Annotated in this window: 16 protein-coding genes; 10 read left to right on the top strand and 6 right to left on the bottom strand. The window is 64.1% G+C overall.

Annotated features, from left to right (window positions below):
• The first annotated feature begins 8 nt into the window (after nucleotides 1-8).
• Together K8R92_11480 and K8R92_11475 are read left to right on the top strand one after the other, a co-directional pair.
• The gene (locus K8R92_11480; protein ID MCE9620510.1) at nucleotides 9-1,010 is read left to right on the top strand and encodes an SPFH domain-containing protein; all 1,002 of its coding nucleotides are present in this window, start codon (nucleotides 9-11) and stop codon (nucleotides 1,008-1,010) included.
• Nucleotides 1,007-2,212: a hypothetical protein gene (locus tag K8R92_11475; protein ID MCE9620509.1), complete on the top strand. Its 1,206-nt coding sequence runs from the start codon at nucleotides 1,007-1,009 to the stop codon at nucleotides 2,210-2,212. The genes K8R92_11480 and K8R92_11475 overlap by 4 nt, the downstream gene beginning before the upstream one ends.
• A gap of 48 nt (nucleotides 2,213-2,260) precedes the next feature.
• Here the strand turns inward: K8R92_11475 and K8R92_11470 are convergent, their stop codons facing one another.
• The gene (locus K8R92_11470; GenBank protein MCE9620508.1) at nucleotides 2,261-3,124 is read right to left on the bottom strand and encodes a PEP-CTERM sorting domain-containing protein; all 864 of its coding nucleotides are present in this window, start codon (nucleotides 3,122-3,124) and stop codon (nucleotides 2,261-2,263) included.
• A 187-nt stretch (nucleotides 3,125-3,311) separates the two neighbouring features.
• Between K8R92_11470 and K8R92_11465 the strand changes: the two genes are divergently transcribed.
• Both K8R92_11465 and K8R92_11460 read left to right on the top strand, forming a co-directional pair.
• Nucleotides 3,312-4,142 (top strand): VOC family protein, encoded by an 831-nt coding sequence (locus tag K8R92_11465; GenBank protein ID MCE9620507.1) that lies wholly within the window; start codon nucleotides 3,312-3,314, stop codon nucleotides 4,140-4,142.
• Nucleotides 4,143-4,199: 57 nt separating this feature from the next.
• On the top strand, nucleotides 4,200-5,324 hold the full coding sequence (locus K8R92_11460; protein MCE9620506.1) for an alpha/beta hydrolase: 1,125 nt from the start codon (nucleotides 4,200-4,202) through the stop codon (nucleotides 5,322-5,324).
• On the opposite strand, the gene K8R92_11455 is transcribed toward K8R92_11460, so the two are convergent.
• Both K8R92_11455 and K8R92_11450 read right to left on the bottom strand, forming a co-directional pair.
• Nucleotides 5,284-6,081 (bottom strand): PH domain-containing protein, encoded by a 798-nt coding sequence (locus tag K8R92_11455; protein MCE9620505.1) that lies wholly within the window; start codon nucleotides 6,079-6,081, stop codon nucleotides 5,284-5,286. The genes K8R92_11460 and K8R92_11455 overlap by 41 nt on opposite strands.
• Entirely contained in the window at nucleotides 6,078-6,647 is a 570-nt protein-coding gene (locus tag K8R92_11450) for a PH domain-containing protein (protein MCE9620504.1), read from the bottom strand. Before K8R92_11450 ends, K8R92_11455 begins: the two co-directional genes overlap by 4 nt.
• A 91-nt stretch (nucleotides 6,648-6,738) precedes the next feature.
• Between K8R92_11450 and K8R92_11445 the strand changes: the two genes are divergently transcribed.
• The 5 genes from K8R92_11445 to K8R92_11425 all read left to right on the top strand — a co-directional run bounded on the left by K8R92_11445 (nucleotide 6,739) and on the right by K8R92_11425 (nucleotide 9,991).
• Entirely contained in the window at nucleotides 6,739-7,695 is a 957-nt protein-coding gene (locus tag K8R92_11445) for a DUF1573 domain-containing protein (protein ID MCE9620503.1), read from the top strand.
• A gap of 20 nt (nucleotides 7,696-7,715) precedes the next feature.
• A complete protein-coding gene (locus K8R92_11440; protein ID MCE9620502.1) occupies nucleotides 7,716-8,309 on the top strand; it encodes a sigma-70 family RNA polymerase sigma factor in 594 nt (197 codons plus the stop codon).
• Nucleotides 8,306-8,662 (top strand): hypothetical protein, encoded by a 357-nt coding sequence (locus tag K8R92_11435; GenBank protein ID MCE9620501.1) that lies wholly within the window; start codon nucleotides 8,306-8,308, stop codon nucleotides 8,660-8,662. Before K8R92_11440 ends, K8R92_11435 begins: the two co-directional genes overlap by 4 nt.
• A gap of 155 nt (nucleotides 8,663-8,817) precedes the next feature.
• Nucleotides 8,818-9,429, top strand: coding sequence for a methyltransferase domain-containing protein (locus K8R92_11430; GenBank protein MCE9620500.1), 612 nt, complete (start codon nucleotides 8,818-8,820; stop codon nucleotides 9,427-9,429).
• Nucleotides 9,430-9,436: 7 nt separating this feature from the next.
• Nucleotides 9,437-9,991 (top strand): CPBP family intramembrane metalloprotease, encoded by a 555-nt coding sequence (locus K8R92_11425; protein ID MCE9620499.1) that lies wholly within the window; start codon nucleotides 9,437-9,439, stop codon nucleotides 9,989-9,991.
• Here K8R92_11425 and K8R92_11420 read toward each other — a convergent pair.
• Entirely contained in the window at nucleotides 9,986-10,729 is a 744-nt protein-coding gene (locus K8R92_11420) for a hypothetical protein (protein MCE9620498.1), read from the bottom strand. The genes K8R92_11425 and K8R92_11420 overlap by 6 nt on opposite strands.
• Complete coding sequence (locus tag K8R92_11415) at nucleotides 10,730-11,527, bottom strand: hypothetical protein (protein MCE9620497.1); 798 nt, start codon at nucleotides 11,525-11,527, stop codon at nucleotides 10,730-10,732.
• A 79-nt stretch (nucleotides 11,528-11,606) separates the two neighbouring features.
• Here K8R92_11415 and K8R92_11410 point away from each other — a divergent pair, with 79 nt between their 5' ends.
• Entirely contained in the window at nucleotides 11,607-13,478 is a 1,872-nt protein-coding gene (locus tag K8R92_11410; protein ID MCE9620496.1) for an ABC-F family ATP-binding cassette domain-containing protein, read from the top strand.
• A 1-nt stretch (nucleotide 13,479) separates the two neighbouring features.
• Here K8R92_11410 and K8R92_11405 read toward each other — a convergent pair whose 3' ends face one another.
• The gene (locus K8R92_11405; protein MCE9620495.1) at nucleotides 13,480-15,477 is read right to left on the bottom strand and encodes a hypothetical protein; all 1,998 of its coding nucleotides are present in this window, start codon (nucleotides 15,475-15,477) and stop codon (nucleotides 13,480-13,482) included.
• Nucleotides 15,478-15,506 lie beyond the last annotated feature (29 nt).

Genomic DNA, 15,506 nt, shown 5'->3' with positions numbered 1-15,506 from the left:
ACGGCACCATGTCAAACGCAACTTCCGGCGGTGTTTCTTCGGCCAATCAAAGATTCCTCGGCGAATCGCAGTTCCGCGAGAAACTGTTCAAGCCCTTTTCAGGCTGGCTGATGATTCCAGTCTGGATCTTCCTTCTTCTTTTCTCGATCGCCATGTTCGTGGGCGGAGTGAAGAAGGGTGAACCGCCAACGATCATCTTGGCAATCCTGATCTTTCTCGGGTTGGTGATCAGCCTTGCCGGATTCTTCGTGGTCGGCCCCAACGAAAGCCGCGTGCTGGTGCTCTTCGGCCACTACCGCGGCACCGTTCGCAAGCTCGGTTTCCACTGGACGAATCCTTTCACGCGCAAGACCCGGGTCTCCTTGCGCGTCCGCACCTTTGAGACCGGTTCCAGTGAAACCGAAGCGGTCAAGGACGCCGCCGGCAAGATCATTCGCGAGGCGACGCGGTCGCGCCACCCGGTCAAGGTGAACGATCTCGACGGTAATCCCATTGACATCGCGGCGATCGTGGTCTGGCGCGTGGTCGACACCGCCGAGGCACTTTTCGCGGTGCAAAAGTACGAACAATTCGTGGAGATTCAAAGCGAATCGGCCCTGCGCAATCTGGCCAGCCGCTTCCACTACGACTACCCCGACGCGGAGGGCATGAGCCTGCGCGGCAGCACCGATCAGGTCGGCGCCAAGCTGAAGGAGGAGCTCGAAGGACGGCTTGGCGGCGCAGGGATCGAAGTGCTCGAAAGCCGCATCTCGTGCCTGAGCTACGCACCGGAGATTGCCTCGGCGATGCTGCAGCGCCAGCAGGCCTCAGCCTTCGTCGCGGCGCGGTTCAAGATCGTCGAGGGCGCGGTCGGCATGGTCGAGCTGGCGCTGGAGCAGATCGCCGCAAAGAAGCTGGCGGTGATGACTCCGGAGCAGAAGGCGCAGATCGTGTCGAACCTGTTGGTCGTGCTGGTGAGTGACCGCGGCGCCCATCCGGTGGTGCAGATCGGCAATCCCAACTCGGCATGACGCCCATTCAGAAAACCTTGCTGCGCTTCATGTTGATAGCGCTGGCCGTCTGCGCCGGGGCGGGGGTGCTGATCGTCCTGATTCCCGGCAACGAAATCATGGGGCGGGTCTGCGGCTCCGGGTTCCTGACGGCCGTCGCGATCGGATTCGCCATGCCCGCCGCGAAGGTGATGGACAATCCAGCGATGCGCCTCGCGGGCGTGTGGGCTCTGGGCGCGACGGTGGCGACGTACTTGGCCGCGCTGCTGTCAATCTGGATTCAAATGTTCTACCCGCTCATGGATGAGCGGATCGTCGCGACCGCCTTCGCCTTGTGCGGGTACGGGATCACGTCGACCATGGCCATGATCGCGATCGGCTTCAAGGCGGGGCGACTGGCGGGACAGGTGTGGTTTGCGTGCACTGCGGCCATTTTCATTTTGCTTCTGGTGGGCATCTGGCAGCACACCTTCTGGGCCAATGCCTACAGCGACAAGTCCTTCGAGACGGCCTGGCTTCTCTTCGGAATGGGCATGCTGGCGTTCCTGGCCATGGTCGGAGCCGGAACGGACTCGGCCCATTGGCGATGGATCGGCGTCGTCGCCTGCGCCGCCGTCTTTTCGATGGGCTGCTGGGGAATCTGGAACGACATTCATGAGGAAAGCAGGATTTTCAACGAGTGCTGCATCGTGGCGGTGGGAGTCGCCCACGCGAATTTCGTGCTGCGTTTCCATCTGCCCGCTGCACAGCGATGGATGGCGATGGCCACCATCGCTGCGATGGCGGCGACCTGCGCCGGAATGACCTATGTGAATCTGGTCTACACGAAAGGCTTCTTCGATCATGTCTTCGGGTCCAACGACTTGGCGGCCCGTCTGACCGCCGCGTTCGCGATCGCCGCGTGCTGCGCCACCCTGGCCGTCATCATCCTCAGCCGCTACAACAAGCGCGTCAACCCGCTGGAAGTGGCGACCAGCGCCGACACGATCCGTGAAGTCTCGATCCAATGCCCCAACTGCCGCAAGCAGCAGAAGGCGCCCACGGGCTCCTCGCCTTGCGTCGGGTGCGGGCTGATCCTGACCGTGCGCGTGGCGCTGCCGCACTGCACCCAATGCAACTACAACACGCTGAACCTGGACGCGCTGAAGTGCCCGGAGTGCGGGACGCCGCTGCCGCCGCGCGGGGTGCGCATGGCGGCGCTGGCCGGACAGCCTGGCGCCTAGACGCGGGCGCGCCATTCACAACAGGAAGTCACCGCCGCTCGCGCGGCGTCAGTCCGTTCGCCGCCGGCGAACCGCGAAACCCATGCCCAATCCCAGCAGCGCCGAGGCTCCCGGGGCGGGAATGACTTCAGGCACGAAGTCGTAGCTTTCGATCCACACATCCTCGCTGGTGGCGGGATCGAACGGATTTTCAAAATCGAAGAGCCCGCCTCGAATGAACCGGTCGCTGAGAATGTTGGCGTTTCCGATTTTGATGGACAGGAAGCCCTTGATGTCCCCGGCGGGATCGTGATAGGTCCACGGCGAGCGAATCTCCGGTCGAAATCCATTCAACGGATTGCCGTTGAGGAACTGGGTCACTCCCAGAACATCCCGCTCGCCCAACGCGCCCATGGCCTTGATCTGCGCGTTCTCAACATCGATGGCGGCCCGGTGCGATGCGTCGTATCCCAGGTTTCGGTTGACCGCGGTGTACACCTCCGCCAGCTCGTGCAGCAGGATTGCCTGCTGGAAATCGCCCTTGGGCTTGAAGGTGATGTCGTCGGAGAATGTCGCAATGTCGGTCAGGTCCAGCCGCTGGATGCCGCCGCCCATGAAGGAACCGACCAGCACGCCGGGCTGATTGCGGCCCACTTCCAGCGTCAGCTTGAATCCCGATCCGTCGTTGTAGCCCTTGGTCTTGGTGGCAAAGTTGTTCAGCGGCTTGCCGTCGGCCGTGAAGGCCAGTTCGTTGTCTGCGCCGACCTGCTTCCAGGCGCCGCCTGTGGAAAACGAATTCAGCATGGTGATGAACGAGGTGCGGTCGGCGGCGGCGCCATCCAGCACGAACTGGGCCGATGCCGGCGTGGCGAACGCGGCAATCACGAGAGCGGCGACCATCGTCAAGGCATGCACAAGGGAAGTGCGATTCATGTTGTTTCTCCAGCAGCAATTCTCGCCGTTCCGGCTTGAACACCCGGCGGTTCAAAGGGAAGCCGGAACGACGACCAGCAGAGTAATGCGGAAGGGGGCCAAGTCAAAGGTTTTACATGGGATTTTAGAGATTTCACCCGCCCACCATTCCCTTTCTCACCCGCGGCGTCAGGGTATTCTTGACCTCATGCCAAACACCACCGCAACCCCGACATCGTCCAAGTCCGCCGAGCGCATCATGGGCATCATCTGCTGGAACGAGTTGCACACGCGCGACACCAAGCGCGCCGCCGACTTCTACACCAAGGTCGTGGGCTGGACCACGCACGGCTGCCCCGATGACAGCAGCGGCAGCTACACCGAATGGGTCACCAAGAGCGGCATGCATGTCGGCGGCATGATGAACATGCCCAAGGAAGTTCCGGCGAGCGTGCCCGCCAACTGGGCCGTGTACATCAATGTGCCGGACGTCGACGTCGCGGTGGCCAAGGCGGTGAAGCTGGGCGCGCACAAGATCATGGACGCGATGGACTTCCCCAATGTTGGTCGTATCTGCCAGATTGCCGACCCCACCGGCGCCGTGGTTCATCTCTTCAAGGGCGTGGATCAGTGCGGCATGCGTGCCCCGCAAAACGAGACGGGCACATTCTGCTGGGCCGAGCTGCTCACCAATGATCCGGCCAAGGCGGAGACGTTCTATTCGCAGCTCCTCGGATGGACCACCACCGTGATGCCGATGCCCACGGGCGACTACACGCTCTTCTGGCTGCCCGGCGCCGACAAGGCGAAGAAGCAGGGTGGCGTCGGCGGCATGATGAAGATTCTGCCGGAGATGGGTCCCATGCCGTCGAACTGGCTCACCTACATCATGGTGGACGATGTCGACGCGGCCGCGGCGCGGGCGACGCAGCATGGCGGCAAGGTCTGCTGCCCGCCGACGGACATCCCCAACGTGGGGCGCTTCGCGGTGGCCACGGATCCCACCGGTGCGACCTTTGCGCTCTTCAAGAACAAATAGATCAGGTTCGGACATCATCTTTCAAGGATTGAAATTGTGAAAACTCAAATGACTTGCGTGCGCCTCGCGATCTTTTCGATCGGCGCTGGACTGCTTGCCCTGAACTCCGCTACGGTCGCAGCGCCGCCCTCCGCGCCGCCGACGACTCCGCCCGCATCCACTCCGGCGACGACGCCGGCCGCCAAGCCCGCGGCGACGAAATCCACGGCGCCTGCTGCGGCACCGCAGGCGACTCCCGCTTCCAAAGCGCCCGCCTCAAAAACAATCCTGACCATGCCTCCCAAGACGCTCGCCCACACCGAGGAGCGAGGCACCGGTCCGATCACGATGATCCTGATCCCCGGCCTCTCATGCGACTGGAGCGTCTACGAATCCTTCATGGCACGCAACGCCACGAAGTACCGCATGTTCGCGGTGACGCTGCCGGGATTCGGCTGCAGCAATCCGCCTGAGCTTGCGGCGGGCGCGTCGCCGATGGACAGCCCTTGGCTGCAAAACGCCCAGGCCGCGATCCTGAAATTCATCGAGGTTCAGAAGCTGGACAAGCCCGTCATCATCGGACACTCGATGGGCGGCAACCTGGCGATCCAACTTGCGGCCCTGCACGGCGACAAAATCAAATGCGCGATCTCCATCGACGGACTGCCGGTGTTCCCGCCGCCTCAGCCGGGACAGCCTGACACCAGGGAGGCGCGAGCGGCGATGGTGGCGCAATTCACCTCGATGATGAAGTCCATGCCTGAGGAGTCCTGGCCCGCGGGTCAGAAGCAGTCGGTGGCGCGGATGGTGACGGACCCGGTGCGCGCGAAGGAGATCGGCGAGATCTGCTCCCTGGTGCCCAAGGACACCACGATGGAGTACATGCTCGAACTGGTCGGATCGGACCTGCGCCCGATGCTGAGCAAGGTGCAGGTGCCGTTGCTGGTGATCAGCGCCATTTCCGACGACATGGGTCCGGAGATGGCCGCCGTCATGAGGAAAGCGGTGGCGGGGGAGTTTGCGGATGCCTCACCCAGCGTGAAACTGGTCACGATCGAAGACTCCCGTCACTTCATCATGGACGACCACCCGAAGGAGCTCGATGAATTGGTGGCGAACTTCATCGCGGGCGGCAAGGTCGGCGATGTCGCAGTCAAGAAGGTCACGCACTCGCCGGCAGCGAACGAAGCTCATCACGAATAGCGCGGAGGGCATCAAGGTGCGCCGCCGTCCAGGCCGGCGCATGGCCGCGTCCCGGCGCGGCGAGTGATTCGCTTGCTCCGGCGAAGGAGTGGCTCGGAAGATGATGCTCGTCGCCCAACCCGGCGCTGGTGCTGGCGCGAACCTGGGCCATGATCCGATCGCGAACATCCGCGGGATTGTCGATCCCCTCGATGACCGCCTGGTGCGTTGAGCCGCCGCCATGCTTGGGATCCCCTGAGGCGCCGCCGGCAGTCTGCACCACCACCGATCCGATACCGAAGTAGCGCTGCAGCGGCCCCTGGTCCACGGTGACATTCTGGACATTTTCGAAGGTGATGGTCATCTCGTGCAGCACCATGACGCCGCGGCGGAGGCGCATGCTGCGGTCGGTGAAGACATACCAGGTGGTGTCGTAGCGCAGATGAATGGCGATGTAGGCCACGATGTCGGGCAGCACGATGATGGCCAGCGCGGGAATGGCGAGCAGCCCGGCCAGGATGTAATGGTCAGTCTTCAGCAGCACTGCCGTCAGCACGAACCAGATGATGCTGAAGACAATGTCCATCAACAGCAGGATCACCCAGAACTTGAACTTCATGTAGCGCAGGTAGCCGGGGCCGGGCTGGAAGGTGTCATGGCGATGGCCGGTGGACACCGGAAGCGCGGGCGGTTCACGTGGCACCTTGAAGAGCTCGACGAGCACACCCCAGATGCCCTGGTACATCCATTGCGCGGCTTTGTCCGCCTGGCCCGTCACGATCGAGCTCCGCTGGTTGGTTTCAGGCGCCGGATCTCGTCGCGGATTTCGCGCAACAGCGCCAGCGCCTCGTCGGGATCGCGGCCCGCGATGTGCACAGGATCGCCGGGTCGCGAAATGCCCGATGCGTCGGTGGTCGTGGGATCGATCTCTCCATGGGCTCCGCGCATGCGGCGGTAGAGGAAATCGCGCAGCGCGTCGTACTCCACGATGCCCTCGATCAGCATGTCGGAGCCCATGCCGCCCGAGGCCGTTTGCACGGAGATCGTGGCAATGCCCAACCAGCGCTGGATGATGCCGCGGGTGACGTGGATGTCCTGGATGCGGCGGTAGGTCAGGTACATCTCGCGCCGGAAGAGGATGCCCCAGGACATGGCGATGCCCTCATCGTCGAAGCGGTAGCGCAGCGACTTGTACTTGAACATCAGCAGCGGCAGCGTGATCACCACGGCCGGCAGGGTCAGGATGGCGACGATGATGTAATAGGTGCGGAGCACCGGATCGGGACGCGTGATGGTGCGGGGGTCGATCGGCGCGCAATTGGAGGGGGTGCGGTCGACATCCATGGGCGGATTCTACTGGCCTGACGGATTTGGGCGGTCGGCTTCGTTCTTCAAAGGGCTAGCATTCCGCTGGCTCCAACAACAGGAGATTGCCATGCTGCCGACCGCCCTACTCGCCTCGCTGCTCGCTCTGACCGGCACCGCGCCCCAGACATCGCCCGCGACTTCTTCCGCATCGAACATCGCTCCGGCGGCGCCATCCGTGGAGGCACCACAGACGCCATCGCTTCGCTTCGAGCCCGCGCAGCTGGATCTTGGCGAGATGGTCGCCGGCCAGAAGAAGACCGGCAAGCTCACGGTGTTCAACGCCGGCGACAAGCCGGTGAAGATCCTCCGCATCGTTCCCGCGTGCGGCTGCACGACCATCAGCGCCGCGCCCGCCGAGGCCGTCGCCCCCGGCGCCCATTTCGACATCGACATCACCATCGACCCCGGCGCCAAGACCGGCATCCCGCTGAGCAAGAAGATCACCTTTCAAGTCGAGGGCGCCGCGGCACAGCCCTTCACGATCACAGGATTCGTGAAAACGTTCGTCGCGGTGAAGCCGGAGGTTCTGGAGGTTTCCGACGCCTCCGAGGCGGCGCCGACAAGAGTGACGCTGGAAAGCAAGGAGGGCGTTCCCTTCCTGGTCACGGGCGTGAAGCCGGATGGCGTTGCCACGCTTCCCGCGGGAACCGCCGGCAGCGGCCTCCACCAGGAGTTCCTGATCGACTGGAAGGCGTGGCGAGCCGCCGGCAGCCCGCCGAAGCTGACCATTGTCACCAATCATGCCAATGCTGAGCAGCTCATCCTGATGGTGAAGTCGACTCCGGCCACCGCGCTCTTCCGCCTTCAGGAGGCGCAGCGCGCCGACGCCTCGACGCAGCGGCAAGTGGAGGAGGCCCAGGACCAGGTCATCCTTGCCATCGACAGCGCGCTGGAGAAGCAGGGCGGCACCGGCGGCCTCTCCATGAAGATTCACCGCGAGACCGGCACGCTCTTTGTGCACGGCAGCGACGCGCAGATCGCCGTGGTGAAGCAGGTCGTCGACGCGTCGGGCGCGGGCCGCTGATCAAAGTCGATCCACCGACCATGCCCTTGCCCAGCGCCGAGTCGAACCGCCCGACCACGACCGCCCTCGCCGACGCGAAGGCGGAGTCGTTGACTCGGTCGATGGTCGGCGGCGACCGCAACGCCTACGCCGAGCTCTTCGTCATGCGCTGCGACTTTGTCGAGCGCATGACGGCGCGGGCGCTGGGCCATCGCGGAGACCTGGTGCCGGACGCCGCGCAGGATGCGTGGATCCGCGTCGCACGAAAGCCGGTGCATTGCCCGTGCGCCGTCGCCCTGGACGCCTGGCTTCGTCGTGTCGCTTCCAGCGCCGCCATCGATCTGCTCCGCAACGAGCTCTCGCGCCGACTGCGCGAGCAGCGCGTGGCCCGCAGCCGTGTTGAAGCGACGGCATTCCTGCAGGACGCCTCGCTGCTGGAGCAGGCCCGCCACGAGCTGGGCGCACTGCGGGCGATTCCCGATGAGGATCGCTCGCTGCTGGAGCTCCGCGCCCGCATGGCGGGAACGGTTTCGCAGATCGCCACCGCACTTGGAATCGGAACGTCCGCCATTGACAGCCGCCTGCGCCGCGCCACCGAGCGCGCCCGACAGGCCATCGAAGGAGTCACGCCATGAACGACCATCACGCCCGCATCCTCGAACGGGGACTTGCCGAATTCGACAAGGCCGTGGCCCGGCGCCGCAGCCGAAGGCGAGCCGGCATCGCCGCAGCCGTGATGCTCATCGTCTTCGGGTCGTATTTCCTGCTGCCGGTGGTGGGCACGGAATTTCGCAACCAGAACCTCGTGGCCACGGCCCATCGGCCGCTGCCCGCGTACGTCGAGGTGATCAACGACGACGCCCATCTCGCGCTGGAACTGGAAGTTGCCAACGCCTGCGAGCGCGTCGGTCGCCGCGGCGACCGCGTCTACATCGTCGAATGCAACTCGTCGCACGAGCCCGGCTTCGATCCGCTCGCGACGCCGTGACGGGGGCGTCGCCGGATTCGCGAGAGCGTCGCCATCGCCTCGGCGGATCTTTCCATTCGCTAGGATCGCGGAATGGAAACACCTGTTCGCGAAGGTAGGAAACCGTGATCAGCCGCAAAGCCAAGGCGACCTTCTATGCGGCCGCGGGTCCGCTGATGTGGCTCAATGGAATCCTCTACCGCGCGCTGCGGGCGCCCAAAACCGACCGGCTGAAAGTGCACCTGGGCCCCGGGCAGAAGAACTATCTCGATGGCTGGATCAATGTGGACGCCAACATGTTCACCGGCAAGTGCGATGTGTGGGCGGACCTGCGCAATCCGCTGCCCTTTCACAGCGCATCGATCGACGCGATGTATTCGCACCATGTGATCGAACACCTGCCCGATGTCGCCGCCCACTTGAAGGAGGTCTTCCGCTGCCTGAAGCCCGGCGCGATCTACCGGGTGGGCGGGCCGAACGGGGACTCGGCGATCGCCAAGTTCATGCAGAAGGATCTGAACTGGTTCATCGACTTTCCCGACAAGCGGGCCAGCATCGGCGGCAAGTTCGAGAACTTCATCTTCTGCCGGCAGGAGCACCTGACGATCCTGACCCGATCGTTCCTTGAAGAGCTGATGACGGCGGCCGGCTTCACCGACTTGCGCGTCTGCATGCCGACGCGCGAGACGCATCACCCGGATCTGTTCCAGGAGTGCTTGTCGAAGGAGTTCGAGGATGACTTCGCCACGCCGCACACGCTGATCATCGAGGGGCGCAAGCCCTCCTGAGGGATCCATGGATCCGGTCCTCCAGTCCACGCTGATCAAGTTGCTCGGGCCACTGGTGGCGTGCGTGGTGCTGCTCTTCGTGGCGAAGAAGCGCGGCATCAAACTTCGGGACGCGAGCGGTCTGGGCCTGCGGCTACCGACGTGGACCGCCGCGGCCTTCTGGCTCGCGGCGTGGATCGCGTGGATGGCGCTGAGCGAAGTCGCACTGGCCCAATTCGGCATGGAGCAGCCCAAGCCCTGGCCGGAATACTCGGCGCCGATCTTCTGGATGCGCGTCGCGGCCATCGGACTCGTCGGGCCCGTGCTCGAGGAGCTTGTCTTTCGCGGCGCGGTGCTGAGCCTCATTGAGCGCACCCGTTTCGGATTGCGCGGCGCGATCCTGGTGACCTCCGTTGCGTGGGCCGCGATCCATGTGCAGTACGCGCCGGCCTTCATCTTCTTGATCTTCCTGGACGGCATCTTCCTGGGCGAGTGCCGCGTGCGCAGCGGCTCGCTCATCCTGCCCATGGCGATGCACTCGATGGGCAATCTCTACTCCATCTGGCAGTCCACGCACTCATAGGTCGCCGCGCGCCACGATCCGTCTGCCCAGCCACTTGTGCCAGAGGGCGATGGCGATCCAAATGGCGAGAACAATCGAGGCGCCCCAGATCGGCATCGGGATGAATGCCGTCGCTGCTTCGACCCTCCGGCTCAGTGCGGCCATCGTCGCGTCCATCGCCTTGGTCTTGGCATCGCCGGTCGCGGCGTCCTCCGCCGCGCGAGCCGCGAGAAAATCCATTCGCGCTGACACCATGGCGATCAGTCCGGGCACGACGATGGCGAGAAAGAGCGCGACGGACGACACGATCAGCACCGTGAGTTTCCAGTAGATGCCGGCGGGCGCCGGGTTGGCGGCGTCGTAGGGCTTGAATCCCCACTCGGTCCAGGCGCGGACCACCTCGTCGATGGAATAGGGGGTTCCGCATTCCGGGCATGTGCCCGAGTCTGGAGCATGGGTCAATTCGTATTCGCACGCGGTGCACATTCGGCCGCCGCACTGCTCGGCCTTGACGCGCAGTCGCAGGTCCCGACGCGAGACGATCGCCGTGAACGCCACGGCGAAGATCGCCATTGCCAGGATCGGTGTCGGAAGGGATCGGAAGCGGGAGGCGGGACCGCTGGAAGCGATGTAGAGAGGCACCACGAGCATCGCGATCAGCAGCGTGGTCGGGATGGCGCGGATCCACCAGCGCTGCCGGGCGCATTTGGGTTTCGGCGTCGTTCGGATCCGGAACGGATTTGGAAACTGGCCGCGCACTCAGGCGTCCATCGCTTCAACGTTCCAACAGGGGGGCTTCCATTGATTCCACTGCTCGCGCACTTCGCTCTCAGGGCGATGGGCGTGGCACTGGGCGCACTTGGTGTCCGAACCGCTGGCCACAAGGTCGCCGCCGCACTCCAGGCACACCAGTCCGTCGCGCGCCGTGACGTGCCGACATAGACGCATCGACACAATTGATTGCGCGCATTTGATCGCGAGGATCAGCAGGACAAGGGTCCCACACATGGCCAAGGCCGGCACCGTGCGATAGATCGACTCGGGGAAGAGTGGGGGGAAGCACGAAAATAAAAACATCGGCGCGAGCAAAAGGACCCCAAAGACTCCGGCGATATTGCGCAGGTATTTGGGAACCGTGCCCTTGGCGATGCCGCCTGCCATGGTTTGGCTTCTGAAATTCTCGCAGCGCTTCCAGAACCCACGAAGTTTTTCAGGATCACACTGCGCCCCGCATCGAGGGCAATGCCCAGGGGTTTCCATGCCGCCCAAGTCGCATCCGCAGTGCCCGCACGCACGGAAGCCGATTTGCTTGACGCGATCCCACACCGTGAGCGAGGTCCAGGTGGACCAGATGAGGATGCAGAACGCGGCCAGGAAGAGAAGGGTCGGAACAGTGATCACCGCGACGAGGACCGGCCACGGGCCGAAGCCATTCGGCATGAATTGAAAGCAGGCATCGAAGAGAAAGCACGCGCCGACGGCACCCAGCATGGAGAAATAGACCCATCGCTCCTTCTTCCGAAGAATGGGCGGCAGCATCTTGATGCATGAGCACATGCCTGAAGGATATATGACGGTCCTCAGTGAGCGAATATCCCTATGATCGTCGACCCGTCCTTGCGACTGGTCCCTTCCCATGCTCCTCGTCGCCAAAGATCTTTCCAAGTCGCACGGCCTGCGTGAACTCTTCCACGGAGTGTCGTTCAGCGTCGCCGATGGCGACCGCGTGGGCTTCATCGGCCCCAACGGCGCCGGCAAGTCCACGCTGATGCGCATGCTCGCGGGCCTCGAGGAGCCCGATCACGGCGTGGTGCGCCTGCAGCGCGGCACGGTGGTCGTGTTCGTTGGTCAGCGCGACGATTTTCCCGCGGGCTTGACCCCGCGCTCGGCGGCCACGGCCGCCGCGCTGAAATCCGCCAGCGTGCACGGCGACAAGCACGAAGCGGAGGTGCTGGGCAGCGTGATCCTGGGCAAGCTCGGCTTTCCCGACTCGCGCATGGACGAACCCGTCGAGCTTCTTTCCGGCGGCTGGAAGAAGAGGCTGTCCATCGCGTGCGGTCTCTGCGAAGCGGGGGGCACGCCCGACCTGCTGCTGCTGGACGAGCCGACCAACCATCTTGATGTGGAGGGCATCCGCTGGCTTGAGCAGTTCCTCGCCAAAGGCACCAACGACATCCGCGCCGGGGCCTGCGTCTTCGTCACCCATGACCGCGCCTTCCTTGAGCGGGTGGCCACGCGTGTGCTCGAGCTCAGCCGCGCCTATCCGCAGGGGACGCTGATGACCGAGGGCAACTACAGCGAGTTCCTGCGGCGTCGCGCGGAATTTCTGGCGGCGCAGGAACAGGCCGAGGCGACGCTGGCCAACGAGGTGCGCCTGGATGACTACTGGCTGTCGCGCGGACCGCAGGGCCGCGGCACCAAGGCCAAGAGCCGCATCGACGAGAGCGCCGACCGGCGCGACGAGCTCAGCGCGATCGCGGCCCGAAACGAGGCGGCGGGGGCCGGCGGAGCCCGCGTGGACTTCACCGCCAGCGGCCGGCGCACCAAGCGGCTGGTGCAGGCCACCGGCATTTCCAAGGGTTTCGACGGGCGCACGCTCTTCCGCGAGCTCGATCTGGAGATCGCGCCGGGCGACCGCATCGGCCTGATGGGCCCCAACGGCAGCGGCAAGACCACACTTCTTCGCATCATCTGCGGCGACCTCAAGCCCGACGCGGGCACCATCCGCTTCGCCGATCCGATGCCGCGCGTGGTGGTGCTGCGCCAGCAGCGCACCGACATTCCCGAGAACACACTGCTCAAGGACGCCATCTGCCCGCTGGGCGAAACGGTCGACTTCCAGGGGCGCTCGATGCACATTACCGCCTGGTCGCGCCGCTTCCTCTTCAAGGACGCGCAGCTGCTGCAGACCGTGGGCAATCTTTCCGGCGGCGAGCGGGCCCGCGCCCACATCGCCCGCATGATGCTGGAGCCGGCGGACATCCTGGTGCTGGACGAGCCGACCAACGACCTGGACATTCCCACGCTCGAGGTGCTCGAGGATTCGATCGAGTCCTTCCCCGGTGCCGTGCTGCTGGTGACGCACGATCGCACCATGCTCGGGCGCCTGGCCAAGAGCATCGTGGTGATCGGCGCGCCCGACGCGAGCGTGTCGGTGGTCGCCAGCCTGGATCAGGCGCTCGCCGCGCTGGAGCGCGCCGAGAACGCCACCACGGTGCGCGACCGCGCCGCGCGGGCCGAGGGCAATCGCGCCGCACGGGCAAGCGGCACTCTCACAAAGCGGACGCGGCTGAGCTTCAAGGAGCAGCGCGAGCTGGATGGAATGGAAGCCGCTGTTGAAACCGCTGAAAAGGAGCGCCTGGTCGCCGAGGCGAAAGTGGCCGATCCCGCCGTCGCCGCCGACCACAAGAAAATGGCCGCCGCCTGCAAGGCGCTCGACGCCGTGCAGGACACCATCGCCACGCTCTATGCGCGCTGGCAGGAGCTTGAGAGCAAGCGCGGCGCGTGACTCACGAGAAACTCAAGAGCAGCAATCCCATGTCGGCACCGTCGACGTAGCCGTCGCCGTCGAGGTCGGAGGCGCAGCCCGGACAGGGGCCGTAGTCCAGCAGCATCAGGCCGACATCGCCGCTGTCGACGACATTGTCGCCGCTCAAATCGCCAACGATTGGCACTTTGAGCGCCATAGTGTGAAGGCCTCCCGCGGCAATCGCTTTGCAAGCGCCAAAATTGCTCTTGACCCAGTATGCGGTCGGGCCTGCCCCAATTTTTTCGTCGAGTGTTCCACATTGGCTGTTGCCGTTGTCCCCCCAGGCCACGATTGTTCCATCCTGTCGAAGTGCCACGGTGTGACTGAAGCCCACGGCAATGGCCTTGCAGGCGCCGAGCGTCGCGGGCACATTGCATTGACCGCTGCCGTTGTACCCCCACGCCACGACTGTTCCATCGACCTTGAGAGCGACCGAGTGGTATTGACCTGCGGCAATGTCTTTGCAAGGTCCCAGGCTGTACTTCGGCCAGTACGCGGTCAATCCAGTTCCAACTTTCTCGCTTGCAGTTCCACATTGGCCTTCGGCGTTGTCGCCCCAGGCCATGACGGTTCCATCCTGTCGAAGGGCCACCATGTGGGTGGTGCCCGCCGCGATTGCTTTGCAAGGGCCAAGCGGCGCCGGCACATTGCATTGTCCGGAACTGTTAAGACCCCAGGTTGCGACAATTCCATTCGCCTTGAGAGCCGCGGAGAATTGAGAACCCGCTTCGATCGCATTGCAGGCGCCAAGAGTCACCGGCACGGTCGATTGACCGAAGGAGTTCTGGCCCCATGACGCGACGCTTCCATCCTGGCGCAGCGCCAGACTGTGAAAACCACCGCCGGCGACCGCCTTGCAAGCGCCAAGATTCACCGGCACCGCGCTTTCGCCAAACGTGTTTCTGCCCCATGCCAGGACTGTTCCATCTTCCTGAATGACCAGGGTGTTGTAGCCACCTCCGGCAAGGGCCACGCAAAAACCAAGGTCGCTGGGCACCGTGGTTTGTCCCAAGTTGTTGAGGCCCCACGCGCTCACGATTCCTGTGAAGGGCAATTGAAGCACGACCGTGTTGAGGCCGCCGGCTGCGATCGCGGTGCAGGCGCCGACATCGGAGGGAAGATTGCACTGGCCATCCGTATTTTGGCCCCACATCACGACGGTTCCATCGACTTGCAGGGCAACGCTGTGGAAATCGCCCGCGGCGATGGCCTTGCAGGCGCCAAGCGATGCCGGGACATTGCACTGACCATCGCTGTTTGAGCCCCAGGCCGCCACCGTTCCATCGGCTTTCAACGCGATCGAGTGTGCGTATCCCGCTTCAATGGCCGTGCAGGCGCCAAGTGCCGGAGGAACCGTGGATTGACCAAATGGATTCCAGCCCCAGGCCACGACCGTTCCGTCGACCTTGAGTGCGACGGAATGAAATTGTCCAGCGGCAATCGCCTTGCAAGCGCCGAGCGCTGCGGGCACGGTCGATTGACCCACCGTGTTCGCTCCCCACGCCACGACCGTTCCATCCACTTTGAGCGCCAGGGTGTGAAAGCCGCCTGCGGCAATCGCCTGGCAGACTCCGAGCGTTCCCGGCACCGTGCATTGACCGTAGGAGTTGTCGCCCCAAGCCGCGACCGTGCCACTTTCTTTCAACGCCACGGAGTGGTAGGCGCTGGCTGCCACGGCCTTGCAAGCGCCAAGTGTTCCCGGCACGGTGGCCTGGCCATAGTCGTTCCATCCCCAGGCGACGACCGTTCCACTGTCCTGGATCGCCACGTGGTGGGTGTACCCCGAGGCAATGGCTTTGCAGGAACCCAGATTCGTCGGCACATTGTTCTGGCTGTAGTCGTTGTTGCCCCAGGAGACGACCTGTGTCGTGACGGCCGCCAGAGCCGCGGACGAGTACGCGAAGAAGAACACAGCCGCCAGCGCCACATGCTTGATGAAGTTTTTCGAATTGAGGAACGATGGCGAAGCGTGATTCATATTTGTCTCCCGACAAAGAGTGTTCCGCA

The organism is Planctomycetota bacterium (genome assembly GCA_021414025.1).
Taxonomy (GTDB): Bacteria; Planctomycetota; Phycisphaerae; order Phycisphaerales; family SM1A02; genus SYAC01.
This window is presented reverse-complemented; position numbering and strand designations above follow the sequence as displayed.

Coding starts and splice junctions, on each gene's coding strand:
- K8R92_11435 (MCE9620501.1), top strand. CDS start 8,306: ATGAACGACCATCACGCCCGCATCCTCGAACGGGGACTTGCCGAATTC.
- K8R92_11465 (MCE9620507.1), top strand. CDS start 3,312: ATGCCAAACACCACCGCAACCCCGACATCGTCCAAGTCCGCCGAGCGC.
- K8R92_11480 (MCE9620510.1), top strand. CDS start 9: ATGTCAAACGCAACTTCCGGCGGTGTTTCTTCGGCCAATCAAAGATTC.
- K8R92_11430 (MCE9620500.1), top strand. CDS start 8,818: ATGTGGCTCAATGGAATCCTCTACCGCGCGCTGCGGGCGCCCAAAACC.
- K8R92_11425 (MCE9620499.1), top strand. CDS start 9,437: ATGGATCCGGTCCTCCAGTCCACGCTGATCAAGTTGCTCGGGCCACTG.
- K8R92_11440 (MCE9620502.1), top strand. CDS start 7,716: ATGCCCTTGCCCAGCGCCGAGTCGAACCGCCCGACCACGACCGCCCTC.
- K8R92_11415 (MCE9620497.1), bottom strand. CDS start 11,527: ATGTGCTCATGCATCAAGATGCTGCCGCCCATTCTTCGGAAGAAGGAG.
- K8R92_11475 (MCE9620509.1), top strand. CDS start 1,007: ATGACGCCCATTCAGAAAACCTTGCTGCGCTTCATGTTGATAGCGCTG.
- K8R92_11450 (MCE9620504.1), bottom strand. CDS start 6,647: ATGGATGTCGACCGCACCCCCTCCAATTGCGCGCCGATCGACCCCCGC.
- K8R92_11410 (MCE9620496.1), top strand. CDS start 11,607: ATGCTCCTCGTCGCCAAAGATCTTTCCAAGTCGCACGGCCTGCGTGAA.
- K8R92_11470 (MCE9620508.1), bottom strand. CDS start 3,124: ATGAATCGCACTTCCCTTGTGCATGCCTTGACGATGGTCGCCGCTCTC.
- K8R92_11445 (MCE9620503.1), top strand. CDS start 6,739: ATGCTGCCGACCGCCCTACTCGCCTCGCTGCTCGCTCTGACCGGCACC.
- K8R92_11405 (MCE9620495.1), bottom strand. CDS start 15,477: ATGAATCACGCTTCGCCATCGTTCCTCAATTCGAAAAACTTCATCAAG.